Source organism: Bacillus sp. cl95, from assembly GCF_900115925.1.
Taxonomy (GTDB): domain Bacteria; phylum Bacillota; class Bacilli; order Bacillales; family Cytobacillaceae; genus Neobacillus_A.
Map to the genome: position 1 here is coordinate 274,089 of NZ_FOYF01000003.1, position 18,882 is coordinate 292,970.

The window sequence follows — 18,882 nt, forward strand, 5'->3', positions numbered from 1 at the left end:
TGGCTTCGGGGCCCTTTTCGAGAAGATGCTGAACTAAGAATTCATTAAAAATCGTAAAAATCCAGAAGCCGATTTTTACTTTTGCTTGTGAAAACAACAAAGTTTACGAAAAGAGCCTAATGAATTTAGTTCGTGAAAAGGGTGGGGTTACAAGTAAATTCTTTACTAGGGAGTAAAAGGGACATAAAAAGAAGGATTTCTTGTTATATTGACAGAATATTTAAACATAATGCAAATTTTATTAAGGGGGAGAACTTGGTTGAACGAACGCTATATCTACTTATTTGGAGGCAATCCGTCCTTAAAAGAGGCAAATCGAGAATTTGTCGAAAAAGCCGGTGGTTCAGAAGCAAGAATCGCTTTACTAATTATGAACACTGCTAAATGGGAAAAATTTTTACCTGTTTACACAACGGTGTGGGAAGAATTAGGCATTTCACGTTATGACATTATCATACCAGATGGAAATTCAATCCTTGATAATAAAAAGACTGAGGAAATCCTTAAGAATGCTACAGGCATCTACATTGGTGGCGGTGATACATACCTTTATCACAATCATTATGTAAATTCTCCTGTAAAAGAAATGATTATGAAACAATATAATGAAGGAGTCCCAGTAGCAGGCTGTTCTGCTGGAGCTTTAATCATACTGGAAAAAAGCTTTATTTCTCCTGAAGAATCTAAAAATAAAACGATAGATTATATTGATGGCATAGGATTATTAAAAGAGTTGTGTATCGGAGTTCATTATACCGAGGAAAATCAAAAACCTCACCTGATAAAAGCACTGCAACAATATGGTTTCAGTACAGGATACGGTATTGATGAAGAAGCATGTGCAGTTTTCAAGAATGAAAAATTCGAAAAAACTATCGGGCAAGATGTACACTACCTTCAACAAAAGGTTGAACATGGATTCTAAACGTCGCTTAGGAATTGTACTTATCATTCTTTCAACCTTACTTTTCTTCATGATTCCTGTTTTGCCCTTTTTGCCGATAACAGTAAAGATGAAGGTTATGATGACAACGGTATTAGCCATATCTGCAGAAATCATTTTTTGGATCGGTGGCTTTATTCTGGGGAAAGACGTGATTAAGAAGTATCGCCGATATTTTAACCCTTTAAGATACTTGAAACGAAAAGGTGAAAAGGATTCTGATACATAAAAAGGCCTGATTCCTCAACATTGGAGGATCAGGCCTTTCATATCATTGTGGGAAGTTTAGGACATGAATTTAAGACTGTCTAATTACGCATACTTTCGTTTACCTTCTATGCCAGTACTAATTCATCAATATCAATGAAATCTTGATGACTAACAATTTCTTGAACTTCGGTACCCTCGAGTGTTTCTTTTTTCAGAAGGGCATCGACTAGTTTAATAAATTGTTCTTCACGGCTAGAGATAAGGGTTTCGGCCTTCTCCAACGCTTCTTGGAAAAGGGATTGCATTTTAAGCTCTTTGTCATCTTTATTGAAAGTTAGGCTGAAGCCTTCTTGCAATAGTCCTGTATCGACCATTTGCTCAATTAACTGTTTTGCCTGTTTGACGTCACCGCTTACTCCAATGCTGTGCTCACCAAGGAACATTCTTTCTGCTACGCCTCCAGCTAGGATCATGGCAACTCGATCGAGCAGGTCACTCGTCGTAGAGAGATGCAATTCTTTCGGAATAGGTGCAACATATCCTAGCGCTTCGCCACGAGGTATGATCGTTGCTTTACGGACCGAACCAGGTTTTGTGACTGCAGCCACGATAGCATGGCCTGCTTCATGGATTGCGACTCGACGTTTTGTATCTGGATCTTGCAATTCTCTAGATGTGCTGCCAAGTATCGTGCGATCAAGAGCATAATCAAGATCGCTTTTTTGGATGTGTTCTTGTCCGTTTCGGACTGCACGTCTGCTAGCGGTTTCAAAAAGGGAACTTAAGTCTGCTCCTGAGAAACCTGAAGTGCTTTCTGCTAATTGATCAAGGGAAGAAAATACGTCACTCGCAAGCTGCTTTCCTTTTGTATGAATATCGATGATTTCACGGCGTCCTTTTGCATCAGGGAGAGGGACTTGGAAAGAGAAATCAATCCTTCCTGGTCTTAAGAACGCTTCGTCTAACATATCTTTTCTATTTGTTGCAGCAATAAATAGAATACCGTCATTTGAATGGCCCCCATCCAATTGAACTAGCAATTCTGTTAATGTTTTCTCTGCTTCTTCGCCGCCGTGCGCTTTTCTTCTAGCCGCAAGTGCATCCACTTCATCTATAAAAATGACTGCGGGACCTTGTTTACGCGCATTTTGGAATAAGCTGCGGACACGTGAAGCCCCGACACCTACGAACAATTCGTTAAAAGCAGATCCGCTTGCTGAAAAGAAATTGGCCTTAATTTCATTAGCAATAGCTTGAGCCAGCAACGTTTTCCCGGTTCCCGGAGGGCCATATAATAGGATTCCTTTTGGTGCTTTAATCCCTAACTTTGCTGCTCGTTCAGGTTCTTTTATGATGGATAGGGTTTGCAAAATTTCTTCTTTCATTTCATCCTGGATCCCACCAACATCTGCAAGAGTTATAGGAGGGAGTGGGCGCGCTTTTGCTAAGCTATTTTTCATGGAATTTGTAATTCCAATTCCGCCCTTTGATTTTTGCAACGCAAACGCTGCTGCTGCCAGAGAAACAATCAGTCCTCCTGTAATCCATTTTCCTAAACGGCTACTATTTGTAAAGGAATAATCCACATTGTATTTTTCAACTAGCTTGTCTATCACTTGGCTATTAGGAGGGACTTGAGAGACGAATTCACCTTCGCTTGTCTTAAGCGTCAGTTGGCCATTAGATTGTTCTTGTAAGGTCACGGGCTTTCCATCCTCGCTTTGAATTTTATTTTCCATGGCTGAAAAGGGAATTTTGACCGAATCATCTAGACTATGAATCACCCAAGAGATTGCTGCTATGATTAACATTGAAATTATAATTAAAGGTATGAACTTGTTTGTCAATTTAGAATTAGACTTCACTTTACCGCTCCTTTCTGACTCTACTAACATTATAAGAGATAATAGATGGGATTAAATAGGTAATAGGTATTAATCAGCCTGGTGGATTATGGAAATCAGAAAGTTAAACCTTTTTTTCGAAAAAATTATAGGTCAATAGTTTGGAATTAAGGTAGGAGGGGATTAAAAATTGGAATAGGAAAGGACGATTATGTTCAAACATAACCGTCCTTAGAAAAGTAATCTTATTTGATTGCCTTGCTTACTTTCAGTTTCTTACCTTTGATTGTTGTGTTTTCCATTGCCTGCAAAACCAATGAACCTTTTCCATTGAGAATATCTACGTACGACATAGTTTCCTGAATCGTTATAATTCCAATATCATCAGCGGTCACACCTGGAATCTTCGCAATGGTGCCAACAAAGTCAACTGCGCGTATTTTCTTCTTTTTGCCGCCGCTGAAGTGAAGTTTAGTGATATCTTGATTGATTCTAGCCGTTTTATTGTTTCGCACAACGCGACGTCCACTGATTTTTTCTTCGAATTCAGCCAATCCTTGTTCAACTTCACGTTTAGATGGGGGCTCAGTTACATTAATCTCAAACCCGATATATCTTTCAATCGCTCTTACGTATTTTTCTTCATAAGAAGTTGAAAATGTTATCGCTTTTCCTTTATTGCCAGCTCGACCTGTTCTGCCTGTACGGTGGACATAGCTTTCTTTTTCCATAGGAACATCATAGTTGATAACCAGTGTAACATTATCAATGTCAATTCCTCTTGCAGCAACGTCGGTTGCTACAAGGTAACGGAAATTACCTAATTTGAACCCATCCATTACAGCAAAGCGGTCTTCTTGATCCAATCCTCCATGAAGTCTTTCACAAGAATAATTGGATTCTTCCAATTCGTTATACACTTTGTCCACGTTTTCTTTCGTTCTGCAAAAGATGATGCAGCTGTCTGGATTTTCAACTACCGTAACAGCCTTAAGAACTTCCAATTTATCATCATCTTTTATATTCATTAAACTGTGTTCGATCGTATTCGTTGTAACACCAGTAGAAGCAATTTCAATTTGATGTGGTTCTTTCATATATTGATGGCATAATTTTTCAACATCTTTAGGGAGAGTGGCCGAAAATACCATCGTTACACGATCGGAAGGTAGTTCCTCTATAATCGCTTCCACGATGTCGATAAAGCCCATATTGAGCATTTCATCTGCTTCATCAATAATTAAGTATTTAACTCTATCCAAAACGAGCGTTTCTCTTTCGATATGATCCATGACACGTCCTGGTGTCCCCACGACAACATGCGTTTTTTGTTTAAGCTCTTCTTTTTGTTTCGCAAATGGTTCCTTTCCATAGACAGCCATTGCTTTGATTCTTTTAAATCTGCCGATATTTGTAACATCTTCACGGACCTGAGCTGCCAGCTCCCTTGTTGGTGTTAGGATTAGGGCTTGTGGATACTTTTCTTCCCAGTCTACCATCTCACAAATTGGGATTCCGAACGATGCCGTTTTTCCGCTTCCTGTTTGTGATTTTACGACAAGGTCTTGATTTTCAAGGGCCAAGGGGATGACTTGCTCTTGAACCTCTGTGGGCGCATCGTATTTTAACACTGAAAGTGCGCGAGTGATCTCAGGACTTAAATTGTAATCTTCAAAGCTTTTATTACTCATGTGGGTACCTCGTTTTTAAGTATTATCCGACTTACTATATAAGATTCTCTCCAAAGAAATATCATATGCAAAATCTGACTATTGTTCATTATACTTGAAATCACATGAGAAGCGGAGTGAATATCAAATTATATCTCAGTTAAACTGCCTGATGTGAATTCCGCTCCAGTCGCTTGTTTCCAGGAGCATGACAAATTCTTCTATGGCGTTTGCCTTGCCTGTATCGCTAATCACCCAGGACATTGATGATCTTTAAGGGAACGAACCTACACCCGAAAGCCTAAAAAACATATGCAAGTGCAGGTATCGAGAGGCTTGCTATTTTTAGAAGACATTCCTATACACTACTTCACGATACTTTATAAAACCCTGTCTTTCATAAAATTTCTTTGCACCACCATTATCGCACCAATAGTCGAGCTCTACTGTACCGATATTTTTTTGACGAGCAAATTCGTAAATATGTTCCAGTAAGATGGAACCGAAGCCTTTGCTCCTCGAAGCTTCATTAATACTGATTTGATGGACATAAAGCGTTTCATATGCCTTCTTAAAAGCATTCTCTGCAAATTTCTTATGTTCTAACCACACATATCCTTGAGAGATATTATCCTCTTCTAAAACCAGAAAAGTAAAAGCAGGATTTTCAATGATTTTAGCAAAAAACTCACTAACTTCGGTGAAATTGAACGGCTTAAAGTACTCTGGAAAAAGTTCGACATGTACGTCTTGAACATGCTGATTTAAGGCAGCGATCAATACAGAATCCCTTGTTTCGTAGATTTTCATTTTCAACCTCCGGATGAACTTATCTATGCTTTATTTTATCGTATATTCATAATTAATAAGAATAAAATAAATTTTCTGAAAAATAATTGACTTTTCACTATTATCACGCTATGTTAATGATAAATGTATGACACATATATAACATCACGGTAATTATTCGTTATACAAATTTTCCTACTTAAGTATTTCTCAGGAGGCGGTGAAATGAACGAATATATGTCTTTATATCAAACTACCGATGAAGAGAAACACCAGCAATTTATGAACCGTATTAACGCCGGCGAAAAAATCGAAGCAGACGATTGGATGCCCGATGAGTATCGGCTGACATTAATCAAGCTTATTTCCATGCATGGAATTAGTGAGATTATGGGTGCGCTTCCTGAAAAGGAATGGGTTCCAAAAGCACCTTCGCTCCGCAGAAAACTGGGCATTATGGCCAAAGTACAAGATGAAATGGGCCATGGACAATTACTACTCCGAGTCACAGAAGACCTCATGAAACCACTAGGACGTAACCGCGAAGATATCATGCAGGATTTATTCAATGGAGATTTGAAATTCCATAACGTCTTCCACATGGAAGCACCAACATGGGCTGATGCAGGACTGATCGGCTGGCTTGTAGATGGGGCTGCGATTATCTCCCAAACGAACATGCTTGATGCTTCGTATGGACCTTATGCTCGTGTATTAAAAAGGATCTGTGCTGAAGAAGTATTTCATGCTCAACATGGTGAAGCCATCATTATGGCTTTGGCGGAAGGAACACCGATGCAAAGGGACATGATTCAGGATTCCTTGAACCGTTGGTGGGAAGCTTTGTTGATGTTCTTTGGTCCTGCTGACGCTAGTACAACCGGTACTTCAAAACAAGACATTACGATTAAGTATAAAATTCGCACCAAAACGAATGAACAGCTTCGTCAGGATTTTTTCAACAAGTATATTCCTCGTGTTCTATCTCTCGGTTTAAAGTTGCCAGATCCAACCATGCATTTTGATGAGCAATCAAAAAAATGGGTTTATGAACAACCAGACTGGAACAGGTTTAAGCAAATCGTGAAAAACAACGGTCCGAAATCACAGGATCGACTAAGGTTACGAAAAATTTCATATGAAACGAATGAATGGGTAAGAGAAGCACTTAGCAAAACCTAAGGGGAAGGTGGAAAATCTTTTGGGAAGTGAAGGCTTTTATCAAGAATTCGAGGTGTTCAGCCGCAAGACGGACAATGCCTCTTTAATTTACCAATTTTCTTTGTTGGCCCCAAATCATGAGCTCGCACTCGTCATGGCTCAGGAAAATTTTATGAGGCGCGAAACGGTTGCAGATATTTGGGTCGTTAAACGTAAAGATATCAGAAAACTTACATTGGAAGAAAAGGAATCTTTAGTCCGCCTAGATAATAAAGATTATCGAACGACAAAAGGCTATGGATATTTAAAGAAAAAATGGCGTGAATACGAACAGGGCATGCTAGATGAACAAGAAATCATGTCATGGGGAGGAGAGCAGAAGCCATGATCATCACAAATGCTTTAGAAGCAGGCAAAAACGAACGATATCACAAAGCCTTAACGGAGTTACTTTATCAACTTGCCGATGATGATTTCATCTTGGCTTTTCGTGGCTCCGAATGGCTTGGATTAGCTCCCCATATAGAAGAGGATGTGGCCTTTTCGTCCATCAGTCAGGATACGATGGGGCATGCTGCGATGTTTTATCAATTGCTCTCTGATTTAGGGGAAGGTTCTGTTGATGCGTTAGCACATGCAAGACCTGCAACAGAACGAAGGAATGCGGTTCTGCTTGAGGCAGTTAATGGTCCTGGTCATTACTTAAAGGAACCTCGCTATGATTGGGCATTTGCCGTGGTTAGACAGTATTTTTATGCAACTGCCAAGAAGGTAAGGGTTGAAAGTTTAAAGAATTCTTCATATCAACCGTTAAGTGAAGCAGCTGTAAAAGTGAATCTCGAACTTTACTATCATTTACTGCACTGGAAAACATGGTTTGTTCAGTTAGTAAACGCTGGTGGGGAAGCGAGGACACGGATGGAAGAAGCCGTGAGAATCGTCTTTGAAGATTTTGAGGGTGTATTGACACTTGGACCAGCTGGGCAGGACATGGTAAAGTTCGCCCTTATTGATCATGAAGAAGCATTAAAGCAACGATTTACAATGCTACTTAAGCAAACCTTTGAATCCGTCAGCCTACCTACATCATTTTCGATGGAAATGAAAAATGGCAATGGTCGAGATCGACAGCATACTGAGGCCTTAACTACGGCATTATCGACATTAAGTGAAGTCTACAGCCTCGATCAGGGAGCGGTTTGGTAATCATGAATGAGGTGAATGTATGACACCTATGGAAGAAAAAGTTTCACAAGAACGAATGGTTACTCTCATGAAAGCGCTTCACTCTGTGAAAGATCCTGAGATTGATAGTGTATCCATCGTCGAATTAGGAATGATTAAGGATATTGAAGATTTAGGAGAATCATTCGCGATTCACATGTTACCGACTTTTATGGGTTGCCCAGCATTAGACATTATTAAGAAAAACGTTGAAATAGCTTTACTTTCCACAAACTTGGTTACGCATGTTGATGTTCAGTTTCATCACTATCCTCCATGGACTTCCGACCGAATTTCAGATGAGGGTCGTGAGAAATTGAAGGAGTTTGGTATCGCGCCACCTCCTCGTTATATCGGAGAAAATGGCGAATGGCAGGTGGATTGTCCTTATTGTGATTCCACTTATACCACCCTTGAGAACCTATTTGGTCCAACGGCTTGCAGAAGTATTCTATACTGTAAATCGTGTAAAAACCCCTTTGAAGCAATGAAGCCTATTTCTACCTTGATGTAGGCCTCAATCATATATTCATATTTTAGGAGATGAGAAAATGATTAAAATGGTAGCGCTATACAAACACCCTGAAGATAAAGAAAAATTTGATGAATATTACTATGGTACACACGGACCTCTAACAGCTAAAATTCCAGGGCTTCGCAAAATGGAAGTCACAAAAATGATTGGCAGTCCGATGGGTGGTCAAAGTGAATATTATTTGATGTGTGAAATGTTTTATGACGACATGGCCTCTTTCAAAGCAGCAATGAAAACGGATGAAGCAAAAGCTTCGGGTAAAGATGCGATGTCATTTGCGGGTGACCTTATTACGCTAATGATCGGTGAGGAAGTGAATGAATAAGGAATTTACTTGTATTGAGGTTACTACCGAAGGGGCAATCGGCTTTATTAAATTGAATCGTCCCAAAGTATTGAATGCCTTGAATCGCCAAATGATTGCAGAGATTCTTGAAACGATGGAGAGCTTTGATCGAGATGAATCTGTACGAGTGATTGTTTTAAGCGGAAACGGGCGTTGCTTTGCGGCTGGTGCCGATATAGATGAAATGGCTGATGCGAGTGCAGTAGACCTTGAACTGCTTAACCAATTTACCGATTGGGATCGACTTGCATGGATTAAAAAACCAATAATCGGAGCTGTTCACGGATTCGCTCTTGGTGGTGCTTTTGAACTTGCCCTATGCTGTGACTTACTCTTTGCAGCTGAAGGAACCGAATTTGGGTTTCCTGAAGTTTTACTAGGAGTCATGCCAGGAGCAGGCGGTACACAAAGAATCACAAAGCTTGCCGGAAAAACAAAGGCACTGGAATGGATTTTCACTGGTAAAAGAATATCTGCCGTTGAAGCGGAGCGTTTCGGAATCATCAACCGAATGATCGCTCCAGAATTGTTAATGGAAGAAACGGTCAAATTTGCTGAATCGATTGCAAAGCAGCCACCGATTGCCATCCGATTCATAAAAGAATCGGTGTTAAAAGCAATTGACGCTTCTCTTTATGAAGGAATGCAATATGAACGGAAAAACTTCTCATTACTTTTTTCTACAGAAGATCAAAAAGAAGGGATGAGAGCCTTCAAAGAGAAACGCAGACCTGAATTTAAAGGGCGATAAAATAGAGAGATAAAGGGGGTACATACTTTGTTCGATACCGTTAAATATGAGGTCCGTGGAAAGGTTGCCTGGCTTACGCTTAACCGTCCTGACAAATTAAACGCCTTCACAGCAAGATTAAATAAGGATGTTCAACTTGCTTTCAAAGAAGCCTCTCGAAATCGCGAAGTACGTGCCATTGTTATTACCGGTGAAGGCAGGGCATTTTGCTCCGGACAGGATTTAAGTGATGTAGAAGACGAAAGAGACTTTGGGGAAATCCTTCGTACCCGATACAACCCAATGGTGCTTGAGATGGAAAAATGCGAGAAACCGATCATTGCTGCCATTAATGGCGTGGCTGCTGGAGCAGGCCTGAGCCTTGCTCTTGCTTGCGATTTCCGAATTGCTTCCGAAAAAGCCAGTATCCTTCAAGCCTTTATTCATGTGGGTCTGATTCCTGATGCAGGAAATCTATATTATCTGCCCCGTATCGTTGGCCATGCAAAAGCACTAGAACTTGCTGTCCTCGGTGAAAAGGTATCTGCTCAGGAAGCCAAAGAGCTCGGACTAATCACAAAAGTTTTTTCAACAGAAGAATTCGATGAAGGAGTAACCAAGTTTGCTGAAAGATTAGCATCGATGCCTACCAAAGCGATCGGTCTGATTAAACGGAACCTAAAGGCGAGTTGGGAATCAAGCATTGAAGACTTTTTGGAGAAAGACGCTCAAGGACAACGAATTGCTGGTGCGACAGAGGATTATCAGGAAGGCGTACAATCATTTTTAGAAAAAAGAAAGCCTAACTTTAAAGGCTGCTAAATGGTGACCATTCCCGATAAACAATCGTCCACTTAACCCATTTGTATTATAGAACTTTGCGAGCACTCATGATTATCGGGTGCTCGTCTTATATTATTCTGTTAAACAGTACGTAAATGGAGGTTAATAAATGAAAAACATCCTCGTTATTGGTTCAGGTGTTATGGGAAGAGGAATTGCCTATGTAAGCGCTGCAGGGGGATTTCATACAACATTGGTGGATATTCAAGAAACACAGCTTGAAAATGCCCGAACGACTATCCAAGCATCGTTTGAAAAAGCAGTTGCTAAAGGGAAAATCTCACCTAAAAGGCATTCTGAGTCAATGAACAGACTTACATATTCGACACATTTACAAAGTGCGGCATCAGAAGCAGATTTAATCATTGAGGCGGTGCCTGAGGTTTTATCAATCAAGAAGGGAATATTTGAAACGATTGATCATTACGCTAGCGATCATTGTGTTTTTGCCACTAATACTTCAACGATGAGCCCAACCGAGATTGGCTCCTTTACGAAGCGTCCTGACCGAGTCATTGCCATGCATTTCTTTAATCCAGTGCCCAAAATGAAACTGGTTGAAATCATAAGAGGGCTTGAAACGAGTGAAGAGACGACCCTGCTCGTTCAAAAAGCAGCGACTCAAATGGGGAAAGAAACTGTGATAATCAACGAATTCCCTGGCTTTGTGACGAGCCGCATCAGTGCCCTTGTTGGAAACGAAGCCTTCTATATGCTTCAAGAAGGCGTGGCAAGCGCGAAAGATATTGATAAGGCGATTAAGCTCGGTTTGAATTATCCGATGGGCCCCTTTGAACTTGGTGATCTCGTTGGACTTGATACGCGTCTAAACAACCTGAAATACCTTCACGAAAAATTAGGTGAAAAATATCGACCGGCCCCATTATTAGAACAGTATGTTAAGGCCGGCCGCCTAGGAAGAAAAACAGGTCGTGGCGTTTATGAGTATGGTATGGAGGTGGAGTGATGCGTGAAGTTGTGATTGTTGATGCTGTGCGCACCCCAATCGGAAAATATAAGGGGTCATTAAAAGACGTTCGACCGGACGATCTTGGTGCAATTGTTATAAAGTCATTATTGCAACGTAATCCAAGCCTAAATCCCGCTGAAATTGAAGAAGTAGTGATGGGAAATGCCAATCAGGCAGGAGAAGATAATCGAAATGTAGCGAGAATGAGCGCTTTACTCGCGGGCTTACCAGTTGAAGTTGCTGCGACAACGATTAACCGTCTCTGCGGTTCTGGTTTAGATGCCGTGAATTATGCGGCAAGAGCCATCCTTGCAGGTGAAGGTGATATCTTCATTGCCGGAGGCACTGAAAGCATGACGAGGGCTCCATTTGTTATGGGGAAGCCGTCTTCGGATTATCCACGCGGAAGTATGGAATTGATTGATACAACCATTGGGTGGAGGTTTATCAATAAGAAGCTTCAAGAAATGTATGGAACAGACAGCATGCCTGAAACAGCGGAAAATGTAGCAAGACAATATAAGATCTCCAGAGAAGCTCAAGACGCTTTTGCTTACGAAAGTCAAATGCGTGCCAAACGTGCCGTTGAAGCCAACCTTTTCAGAGACGAATTGATTCCAGTAAAGATTACAGATAGAAAAGGCAATATCAATGTGTTTGATCGTGACGAACACCCACGCACGGATGCCACGCTCGAAAAACTTGCCAAGCTTAAACCGCTTTTTCAAGACGGGACAGTTACTGCCGGCAATGCCTCCGGAGTGAATGACGGTGCTTCCGCATTATTGTTGATGAGTAAAGAAAAAGCTGAACATCTCCGTTTGAAACCTTTAGCAAAATACACCGTTTCTGCGGTTTGCGGCCTAGAACCATCCATCATGGGAGTTGGCCCTATTTATGCAGTGAAAAAGGCACTGGAAAGAGGCAAACTTTCAATAGAAAATTTGGATTTGATAGAACTGAATGAAGCATTTGCATCACAGTCACTAGCCTGCATTCATGAACTTGGTCTTTCAACAGATAAGGTGAATGTCAATGGCGGGGCCATCGCCTTTGGTCATCCATTGGGTGCCAGCGGAGCACGGATCTTAACATCCCTTGTACATGACATGAAAAGAAAAGACGCGCGTTATGGGTTGGCTACGATGTGTGTAGGTGTAGGACAAGGAATCGCTACTATTGTAGAAAATGTTAGCAAATAGATGAATGGGGGAGTAGCAAGCATGAAGTATGTCCAATATGACAAACGGAATGGAATCACTAAGATTACGCTAAACCGGCAGGAAGCTATGAACTGCTTCAACTATGCATTTTTACTAGAATTGGAGGAAATCGTAGACCAACTACGCACCGACCGCGAAACGAGAATCGTCATCATCACGGGTTCAGGGGATAAAGCTTTTAGTGCTGGTGCAGATTTAAAAGAAAGGAAAACACTTAATGAAACGGAAGTTCGCAGGAATGTATTAAAGATTCGCACCGTTTTTGATAAGATAGCCGACCTACCGATGCCTACGATTGCCGCTATTAATGGTTATGCATTCGGTGGCGGTTTCGAATTGGTGTTAGCGTGTGATTTTAAGATTGCTGCAGAAACTGCCAAGCTAGGATTAACAGAAACAAGTTGGGGAATTATCCCTGGTGCAGGAGGTACGCAAAGGCTTACGAGACTAATAGGAGAGATGCGGGCAAAAGAACTTATTTTTACAGCGCGTAAAATTACTGCCCTTGAAGCCTTTCATTGCGGGATTCTTACAAAAGTCGTTTCACAGCAAAGCCTTATTCCTGCATGTGAAAAGCTTGCGGATGAGATAATGAAAAATGCACCTATCGCCATCAAACAGGCGAAATTTGCGATACAACAAGGGGCTGGCAATGACATGAAATCTGCTCTAAACATCGAGCAATCAGCCTATGAACTAACCATCCCAACGCGAGATCGTTTAGAAGCACTAGAAGCCTTCAGCCAAAAGCGCAGACCGATTTTCAAAGGTGAATAACTTAAAATTTTATAATTGTTCAATGCTGTTTTCGCATTGACTGTTGCTATTACGAAAAATGGAACAACACGTATGGATGTTTATTTCGTGCTCTTTTCCTTAATATAATATTCTATTGCTAAATTTCTAATGGAATGTAATTAGAAAAAGCCCTACAGCCGGCTTTTTCTTGTTCCAATAACAAAATTATTTAAGAAAAGAGCCTTTTCAAAAAACATTCTCACCAATTGGCAGGAATCTAGTAAAATAGGAGATGGTTTTTACAATTAGAAAGAGGATGGACGGAATAATGAATACGAGATCAATGATATTCACTTTATATGGCGACTATATTTCGCATTATGGAAATAGAATCTGGATTGGCAGTCTCATCAAACTCTTACACGAATTCGGTCATAATGATCAGTCGGTAAGGGCAGCCATTTCAAGAATGAATAAGCAAGGATGGGTGCAAGCCGATAAAATTGGCAATAAGAGCTTTTACTCTTTGACAGGTCGTGGAATCAAGCGAATTGAAGAAGCTGCCAAGCGTATTTTTAAACTGAAGCCGGATGAATGGGATGGTAAATGGCGCATTTTGATGTATTCCATCCCTGAAGAAATCCGCACGGTTAGGGACGAACTACGAAAGGAACTTGTATGGAGCGGTTTTGGTTCTATGTCAAATAGCTGTTGGATTTCTGCTAATAATCTAGAGAAACAAGTTTATGACCTGATTGAGAAGTATGATATTAAAGACTATATTGATTTTTTCGTTGCCACCTACGATGGTCCACACGAGAATTACCGCATCGTCGAAAAAAGTTGGAACCTCAATGAAATTAATGCGAAATATCAAGACTTTATCAGTGAGTATAGTCAAAAATACATCATTGCCAAGAATAAAATTAGTAAAGGTCAAATGAGCGATGCGGAATGTTTTGTTGAGAGGGCTAAACTTGTCCATGAATATCGTAAATTTCTATTCTATGATCCAGGCCTACCTGAAGAGCTATTACCTGAACAATGGCTCGGAAGCCCTGCATCATCGTTGTTCAGTGAATATTACAAGGAACTTGCTGCACCAGCTTCCCGATTTTTTGAAGAAGTTTTTCAGGAAGGAAACGAAATTGATGCAAAGGACAAGAATTATGATGTGCTCGGCCACCCTTATATCCTAGAATAAAGGAGGGTACATATGAATGAATTAACTACACTATTAAATATTAAATATCCTATTTTTCAAGGCGGAATGGGAAATATAAGCAATTCTCAACTAACAGCAGCTGTATCAGAGGCTGGAGGTTTAGGGACCATTGGGGCAGGAACGATGTCACCAGAGCAAGTTGAGAGAATCATCATTGAAACGAAGACTCTTACTTCCAAACCGTTTGCTCTCAATATCGCCTTAAGTGTTTCACCTCATGTAATAGAACTCTTAAAACTCGTCGTAAAGCATCATGTGCAGGTCGTTTCATTATCTGCTGGGAATCCAGCTCCTTACATCGGTAAATTGCATGAGCATGGTGTTAAAGTCATATCTGTTGTCGCTTCTGTCCGTCAGGCCATAAAAGCTGAAAGTGCAGGTGTTGATGTCATTGTAGCAGAAGGATATGAAGCAGCTGGGATCAATTCACCCATTGAAACTACTACTCTCACGCTTATTCCACAGGTTGTTGATGCGGTTCAAATACCTGTTGTTGCAGCTGGCGGAATTGCTGATGGCAGGGGGTTAGCCGCTATGCTTGTTTTAGGCGCGAAAGGAATTCAAATGGGAACACGCTTCATTGCAACAAAAGAAGCACCCTTTCATGATGAATATAAACAAAAATTGATAGCTTCAGATGATACAGGCACCGTAATTGTCGGACGATCAGTCGGAAAAATTCGAAGGGTCATGAGAACTGAATATGCGGACCATTTACTATCTGTCGAAAAATTCGGCATCAACGCGGATGATTTTCAAGCATTAACGACAGAAGATGTACATCGGATTGGCGCACTAGAAGGCAATGGTGAGAAAGGCTTCATGAATGGAGGCCAAATTTCCGGATTAATAAAGGACATTCCAACGGTGGCAGAGCTATTAGAAGAGATGGTTGAAATAGCCAAGCAAAAAGTTCGTTTTGAATAGCCCTCAGCAATAGCTGGGGGTTATTTTTATTATGGAAACGGTTTATCTTCAACTATAAAAATGGGTTAATTGGATCATTTTTGCTTTCTTAATATATTTAAAATTTAGAATATTCTTGACGTATTAAACAATAGAATGATAGTATAACGTTATATTTACGGTGTTCATAGTAAATATCATATGTGCATCTATTAGCGATTACATAAGAGGTTCATTTTCATGCTTATCTTCATATTTAAAAGGGGGATTATTGTTGATGAAAAAGTATGTACGCTCATGTTCGATCGTGCTGGCTAGTTTGCTCTTACTCGCAGGTTGCGGCACGAATGAAAAAACCGGATCGTCAGGTGAAAAAGAAAAAGCAGAGAAAACCTACACGATTGGGATTACGCAATTTGCAGAACATCCATCTCTCGATGCAGCAACAGAAGGCTTCAAAAAAGCTCTTGCTGATAATGGATTCAAAGAGGGAGAGAACGTAAAGTTCGATGTTCAAAATGCACAAGCAGATATGAACAACACACAAACCATCGCCAATAACTTTGTGGGTGACAAAGTCGATCTCATCTTTGCAAACGCAACTCCAAGTGCCGTCAGCGCACTTAACGCCACAAAAGATATCCCCATCGTATTTACTTCTGTAACAGATCCGGTAGGTGCCGGACTAGTGAAAGCATTTGATCAACCGGGAGAAAACATTACTGGTACAACTGACAACCATCCAGATGCTACTGCGAAAACTATTCATTTTATCACAGACGAAATCAAAGCAAAAAAGATTGGAGTCGTATATAACTCAGGAGAACAAAACTCTGTCGTTCAAGTGGAAGCCGTTAAAAAATTAGCTGAAGAAAAAGGGGCAAAGCTTGTTGAAGTTTCTGTATCCACTTCAGCAGAGGTAAAACAGGCTGCAGAATCTTTAGCAGGCAGGGTAGACGCCATCTACATCCCAACGGATAACACAGTTGTATCCGCCCTTGAGTCTGTCATATCCGTTGCAAACGACAAAAAGTTGCCTTTATTTGTAGGGGAACTTGATTCTATGAAACGCGGAGCTATAGCAGCTAGTGGTTTCAACTATTTCGACCTAGGTTATGAGACTGGTGAAATGGCAGCTGAAATCCTCAAAGGAAAGAAACCTTCTGAGATTCCTGTCGCACTGCCTCAAAGCTTGAAACTTGTTATTAACAAGAAAGCTGCCGCATCCCAAGGCGTTGAAGTTCAAGAAGCATGGAGCAGCTTTGCTGAGTTCTTTGACGGAGAATAAAATGAAAGGCATTGGTGAGATCTTTTCTCACCTCTGCCTTTTCCTTATGTTGAGGTAGATATAAAAATTATGTTCCCAAATAAGAAAGGGAAAGGATTAAATCTTAAACAGGAATTACTGTCTAGCTCCAGCGCCCAGCCCCTCGGGGTTGTTTCCAGAAGCCGAAACAACCTCGGTCATAAGCCAAATCGCTCCAGAAATCAGGATTTCCTGCGCGCTTCGTCTTATGCCTGTCGGGGCTGAACAGGGCGCTTACGCTTTTCTAACGAAGGGGATGAAGTAGATGTTTACAGCCATTTTTGGAGCATTTGAATCAGGTATTATTTATGCAATTATGGCACTAGGTGTATATTTGTCTTTCCGCATACTCGATTTCCCCGACTTAACCGTTGATGGCAGTTTTGTTACAGGTGCGGCAGTGGCATCTACGATGATTGTCAGTGGAGTAAATCCATTTGTGGCGACAGCAACAGCGATTGTTGTCGGATTTGTAGCAGGATGCCTGACAGGGATCTTACATACCGTTGGAAAAATAAATGCCTTATTATCCGGTATTCTAATGATGATTGCTCTCTATTCAATCAACTTGAGGATCATGGGAAAATCAAATGTACCTTTATTAAATACCGACACGATGATGACTTCTGTAAGCAACTTTACAGAAAAAACAGGTATTGATTCATTTTTTAATGGCTTACTAAATGCTGTAGGTCTTGGTGATAGTCTGCCAAGAACTTGGGGAATTCTACTATTTATGATGATCGTAACATTTATAGGGAAATTCTTAACCGATTGGTTCTTAACAACTGAACTGGGTCTTGCATTAAGAGCAACCGGTGATAATAAACGAATGATACGTAGCTTATCCGCTAACACAAATTTGATGGTCATCCTCGGACTTGGTATTTCCAACTCCATGGTCGCCGTTTCAGGGGCATTGATTGCCCAACAAGGTGGTTACGCGGATGTAGGGATGGGCATCGGTATGATTATCATTGGTCTTGCTTCCGTCATCATTGGAGAAGCACTGTTTGGAACAAAGACCATCGCCCGTACAACTCTTGCTGTAATAGGTGGGGCAATCATTTACCGAATTGTTGTTACACTGGCTTTAAGATTTGAATTCCTCAATCCTGGTGATATGAAACTTATTACGGCAACTATCGTGATTCTTGCCCTGATTCTTCCAAAAACGCTTGACCATTTTAAAGAAAAGAAACGGAAGGCTCAACGAAATGCAGAAAGATTAAATCTCTTAAACGGAAAGGGTGATGGTCATGCTGCGGTTAAGTAATATCCACAAAGTTTTCAACGAAGGCACTCCTGATGAAAAAATCGCTCTTGATCATCTTAACTTGACGTTAAAACCTGGTGATTTTGTAACAGTTATCGGAAGTAACGGGGCTGGAAAATCGACTCTAATGAACTTGATTTCCGGTGTACTTTTTCCTGATATGGGTGAAGTATTTCTTGACGAAAAGAATGTCACATTCATGCCGGAACATAAGAGAGCCAAGTTGATAGGTAGGGTTTTCCAAGATCCAATGGCCGGTACCGCTCCTTCCATGACCATTGAAGAAAATCTAGCAATGGCGTATTCACGTAATAAAGCCCGTACATTAAGACGTGGCGTGACAAAGAAGAGAAAAGATTTTTTTCAAGAAGCTTTAGAAACCCTTCATCTTGGGCTTGAAAATCGCTTGAACGCAAAAGTTGGCTTGTTATCTGGTGGCGAAAGGCAAGCACTGTCCTTGCTGATGGCGACATTTACCGAACCATCTATTCTTCTTTTGGATGAGCATACTGCTGCATTAGACCCCGCCAGAGCCGAATTGATTACAAATTTGACCCGTCAAATCGTTGGAAAATATCAGTTGACCACCTTAATGGTTACGCACAATATGCAACAAGCCCTCGAGCTTGGAAACAGGCTGATTATGATGGATAAAGGTCAAATTATTCTAGAAGTAGACGAACAGGAAAAATCAAAATTGTCTATAGAGGGATTATTACAGGAGTTTCAAAGAATTAGAGGCTCACAAATGGCAAGTGATCGCGCTTTGCTTACTTAATGAGGGAACAAAAAAACCTGTATGAGTTCCGAATTCAAAGAATATATTTTAATTTGTCATAAACTAAAATTCTCGATTCCATAGATTCATACTTTCAAGAAGAAATACAAAAACTTGCAGTCGTATGCAGCAATTGTCAGGGAGGTTTTTTTGATAATATGAAAG

At 40.6% G+C, this 18,882-nt stretch carries 20 protein-coding genes; 17 read left to right on the plus strand and 3 right to left on the minus strand.

The annotated features are described in order from the left end of the window. The first annotated feature begins 259 nt into the window (after window positions 1–259). Window positions 260–925, plus strand: coding sequence for a Type 1 glutamine amidotransferase-like domain-containing protein (locus BMZ31_RS10380; protein WP_175478076.1), 666 nt, complete (start codon window positions 260–262; stop codon window positions 923–925). Beyond that, window positions 915–1,172, plus strand: coding sequence for a transporter suffix domain-containing protein (locus tag BMZ31_RS10385; protein WP_090831672.1), 258 nt, complete (start codon window positions 915–917; stop codon window positions 1,170–1,172). Before BMZ31_RS10380 ends, BMZ31_RS10385 begins: the two co-directional genes overlap by 11 nt. 106 nt (window positions 1,173–1,278) lie before the next feature. Here the strand turns inward: BMZ31_RS10385 and BMZ31_RS10390 are convergent, their stop codons facing one another. The 3 genes from BMZ31_RS10390 to BMZ31_RS10400 all read right to left on the minus strand — a co-directional run bounded on the left by BMZ31_RS10390 (window position 1,279) and on the right by BMZ31_RS10400 (window position 5,477). Then, window positions 1,279–2,964: an AAA family ATPase gene (locus tag BMZ31_RS10390; protein ID WP_254778736.1), complete on the minus strand. Its 1,686-nt coding sequence runs from the start codon at window positions 2,962–2,964 to the stop codon at window positions 1,279–1,281. 278 nt (window positions 2,965–3,242) lie between these two features. Next, window positions 3,243–4,688 (minus strand): DEAD/DEAH box helicase, encoded by a 1,446-nt coding sequence (locus BMZ31_RS10395; RefSeq protein WP_090831674.1) that lies wholly within the window; start codon window positions 4,686–4,688, stop codon window positions 3,243–3,245. 324 nt (window positions 4,689–5,012) lie between these two features. Further along, window positions 5,013–5,477 carry a GNAT family N-acetyltransferase gene (locus BMZ31_RS10400; RefSeq protein ID WP_090831675.1) on the minus strand — a complete coding sequence of 155 codons (465 nt, stop codon included), beginning with the start codon at window positions 5,475–5,477 and terminating at the stop codon, window positions 5,013–5,015. 204 nt (window positions 5,478–5,681) lie between these two features. On the opposite strand from BMZ31_RS10400, the gene paaA reads away from it, so the two are divergent. The 15 genes from paaA to BMZ31_RS10475 all read left to right on the plus strand — a co-directional run bounded on the left by paaA (window position 5,682) and on the right by BMZ31_RS10475 (window position 18,717). Continuing rightward, complete coding sequence (paaA, locus tag BMZ31_RS10405) at window positions 5,682–6,638, plus strand: 1,2-phenylacetyl-CoA epoxidase subunit PaaA (protein ID WP_090831676.1); 957 nt, start codon at window positions 5,682–5,684, stop codon at window positions 6,636–6,638. Window positions 6,639–6,657: 19 nt separating this feature from the next. After that, window positions 6,658–7,005: a 1,2-phenylacetyl-CoA epoxidase subunit PaaB gene (gene paaB, locus BMZ31_RS10410; protein ID WP_090831677.1), complete on the plus strand. Its 348-nt coding sequence runs from the start codon at window positions 6,658–6,660 to the stop codon at window positions 7,003–7,005. Next, the gene (gene paaC, locus BMZ31_RS10415) at window positions 7,002–7,823 is read left to right on the plus strand and encodes a 1,2-phenylacetyl-CoA epoxidase subunit PaaC (protein WP_090831678.1); all 822 of its coding nucleotides are present in this window, start codon (window positions 7,002–7,004) and stop codon (window positions 7,821–7,823) included. Before paaB ends, paaC begins: the two co-directional genes overlap by 4 nt. A gap of 28 nt (window positions 7,824–7,851) precedes the next feature. Beyond that, window positions 7,852–8,355 (plus strand): 1,2-phenylacetyl-CoA epoxidase subunit PaaD, encoded by a 504-nt coding sequence (gene paaD / locus BMZ31_RS10420; RefSeq protein ID WP_175478092.1) that lies wholly within the window; start codon window positions 7,852–7,854, stop codon window positions 8,353–8,355. 37 nt (window positions 8,356–8,392) lie between these two features. Beyond that, window positions 8,393–8,701: an EthD family reductase gene (locus BMZ31_RS10425; RefSeq protein WP_090831680.1), complete on the plus strand. Its 309-nt coding sequence runs from the start codon at window positions 8,393–8,395 to the stop codon at window positions 8,699–8,701. Continuing rightward, window positions 8,694–9,473, plus strand: coding sequence for an enoyl-CoA hydratase-related protein (locus BMZ31_RS10430; protein WP_090831681.1), 780 nt, complete (start codon window positions 8,694–8,696; stop codon window positions 9,471–9,473). The genes BMZ31_RS10425 and BMZ31_RS10430 overlap by 8 nt, the downstream gene beginning before the upstream one ends. A 27-nt stretch (window positions 9,474–9,500) precedes the next feature. Further along, window positions 9,501–10,274, plus strand: coding sequence for an enoyl-CoA hydratase-related protein (locus BMZ31_RS10435; protein ID WP_090831682.1), 774 nt, complete (start codon window positions 9,501–9,503; stop codon window positions 10,272–10,274). A 130-nt stretch (window positions 10,275–10,404) separates the two neighbouring features. Beyond that, on the plus strand, window positions 10,405–11,262 hold the full coding sequence (locus BMZ31_RS10440; protein WP_090831683.1) for a 3-hydroxyacyl-CoA dehydrogenase: 858 nt from the start codon (window positions 10,405–10,407) through the stop codon (window positions 11,260–11,262). Next, window positions 11,262–12,467 carry a thiolase family protein gene (locus BMZ31_RS10445; RefSeq protein WP_090831684.1) on the plus strand — a complete coding sequence of 402 codons (1,206 nt, stop codon included), beginning with the start codon at window positions 11,262–11,264 and terminating at the stop codon, window positions 12,465–12,467. The genes BMZ31_RS10440 and BMZ31_RS10445 overlap by 1 nt, the downstream gene beginning before the upstream one ends. Window positions 12,468–12,488: 21 nt before the next feature. Further along, window positions 12,489–13,265, plus strand: a complete 777-nt coding sequence (locus BMZ31_RS10450) for an enoyl-CoA hydratase-related protein (RefSeq protein ID WP_090831685.1) — start codon at window positions 12,489–12,491, stop codon at window positions 13,263–13,265. Window positions 13,266–13,554: 289 nt separating this feature from the next. Continuing rightward, window positions 13,555–14,430 carry a phenylacetic acid degradation operon negative regulatory protein PaaX gene (gene paaX, locus BMZ31_RS10455; RefSeq protein ID WP_090831686.1) on the plus strand — a complete coding sequence of 292 codons (876 nt, stop codon included), beginning with the start codon at window positions 13,555–13,557 and terminating at the stop codon, window positions 14,428–14,430. Between the two features lie 12 nt (window positions 14,431–14,442). Next, the gene (locus BMZ31_RS10460) at window positions 14,443–15,378 is read left to right on the plus strand and encodes an NAD(P)H-dependent flavin oxidoreductase (protein WP_090831687.1); all 936 of its coding nucleotides are present in this window, start codon (window positions 14,443–14,445) and stop codon (window positions 15,376–15,378) included. A 256-nt stretch (window positions 15,379–15,634) separates the two neighbouring features. After that, window positions 15,635–16,645 carry an ABC transporter substrate-binding protein gene (locus BMZ31_RS10465; RefSeq protein WP_090831688.1) on the plus strand — a complete coding sequence of 337 codons (1,011 nt, stop codon included), beginning with the start codon at window positions 15,635–15,637 and terminating at the stop codon, window positions 16,643–16,645. A 283-nt stretch (window positions 16,646–16,928) separates the two neighbouring features. Continuing rightward, a complete protein-coding gene (locus BMZ31_RS10470) occupies window positions 16,929–17,939 on the plus strand; it encodes an ABC transporter permease (protein ID WP_090831689.1) in 1,011 nt (336 codons plus the stop codon). Then, the gene (locus BMZ31_RS10475) at window positions 17,923–18,717 is read left to right on the plus strand and encodes an ABC transporter ATP-binding protein (RefSeq protein WP_090831690.1); all 795 of its coding nucleotides are present in this window, start codon (window positions 17,923–17,925) and stop codon (window positions 18,715–18,717) included. The genes BMZ31_RS10470 and BMZ31_RS10475 overlap by 17 nt, the downstream gene beginning before the upstream one ends. Window positions 18,718–18,882: the final 165 nt, after the last annotated feature.

Coding starts and splice junctions, on each gene's coding strand:
- BMZ31_RS10425 (WP_090831680.1), top strand. CDS start 8,393: ATGATTAAAATGGTAGCGCTATACAAACACCCTGAAGATAAAGAAAAA.
- BMZ31_RS10470 (WP_090831689.1), top strand. CDS start 16,929: ATGTTTACAGCCATTTTTGGAGCATTTGAATCAGGTATTATTTATGCA.
- paaX (WP_090831686.1), top strand. CDS start 13,555: ATGAATACGAGATCAATGATATTCACTTTATATGGCGACTATATTTCG.
- BMZ31_RS10385 (WP_090831672.1), top strand. CDS start 915: ATGGATTCTAAACGTCGCTTAGGAATTGTACTTATCATTCTTTCAACC.
- BMZ31_RS10440 (WP_090831683.1), top strand. CDS start 10,405: ATGAAAAACATCCTCGTTATTGGTTCAGGTGTTATGGGAAGAGGAATT.
- BMZ31_RS10395 (WP_090831674.1), bottom strand. CDS start 4,688: ATGAGTAATAAAAGCTTTGAAGATTACAATTTAAGTCCTGAGATCACT.
- paaA (WP_090831676.1), top strand. CDS start 5,682: ATGAACGAATATATGTCTTTATATCAAACTACCGATGAAGAGAAACAC.
- BMZ31_RS10460 (WP_090831687.1), top strand. CDS start 14,443: ATGAATGAATTAACTACACTATTAAATATTAAATATCCTATTTTTCAA.
- BMZ31_RS10445 (WP_090831684.1), top strand. CDS start 11,262: ATGCGTGAAGTTGTGATTGTTGATGCTGTGCGCACCCCAATCGGAAAA.
- BMZ31_RS10400 (WP_090831675.1), bottom strand. CDS start 5,477: ATGAAAATCTACGAAACAAGGGATTCTGTATTGATCGCTGCCTTAAAT.
- BMZ31_RS10430 (WP_090831681.1), top strand. CDS start 8,694: ATGAATAAGGAATTTACTTGTATTGAGGTTACTACCGAAGGGGCAATC.
- paaD (WP_175478092.1), top strand. CDS start 7,852: ATGGAAGAAAAAGTTTCACAAGAACGAATGGTTACTCTCATGAAAGCG.
- BMZ31_RS10465 (WP_090831688.1), top strand. CDS start 15,635: ATGAAAAAGTATGTACGCTCATGTTCGATCGTGCTGGCTAGTTTGCTC.
- paaC (WP_090831678.1), top strand. CDS start 7,002: ATGATCATCACAAATGCTTTAGAAGCAGGCAAAAACGAACGATATCAC.
- BMZ31_RS10475 (WP_090831690.1), top strand. CDS start 17,923: ATGCTGCGGTTAAGTAATATCCACAAAGTTTTCAACGAAGGCACTCCT.
- BMZ31_RS10390 (WP_254778736.1), bottom strand. CDS start 2,964: ATGTTAATCATAGCAGCAATCTCTTGGGTGATTCATAGTCTAGATGAT.
- BMZ31_RS10450 (WP_090831685.1), top strand. CDS start 12,489: ATGAAGTATGTCCAATATGACAAACGGAATGGAATCACTAAGATTACG.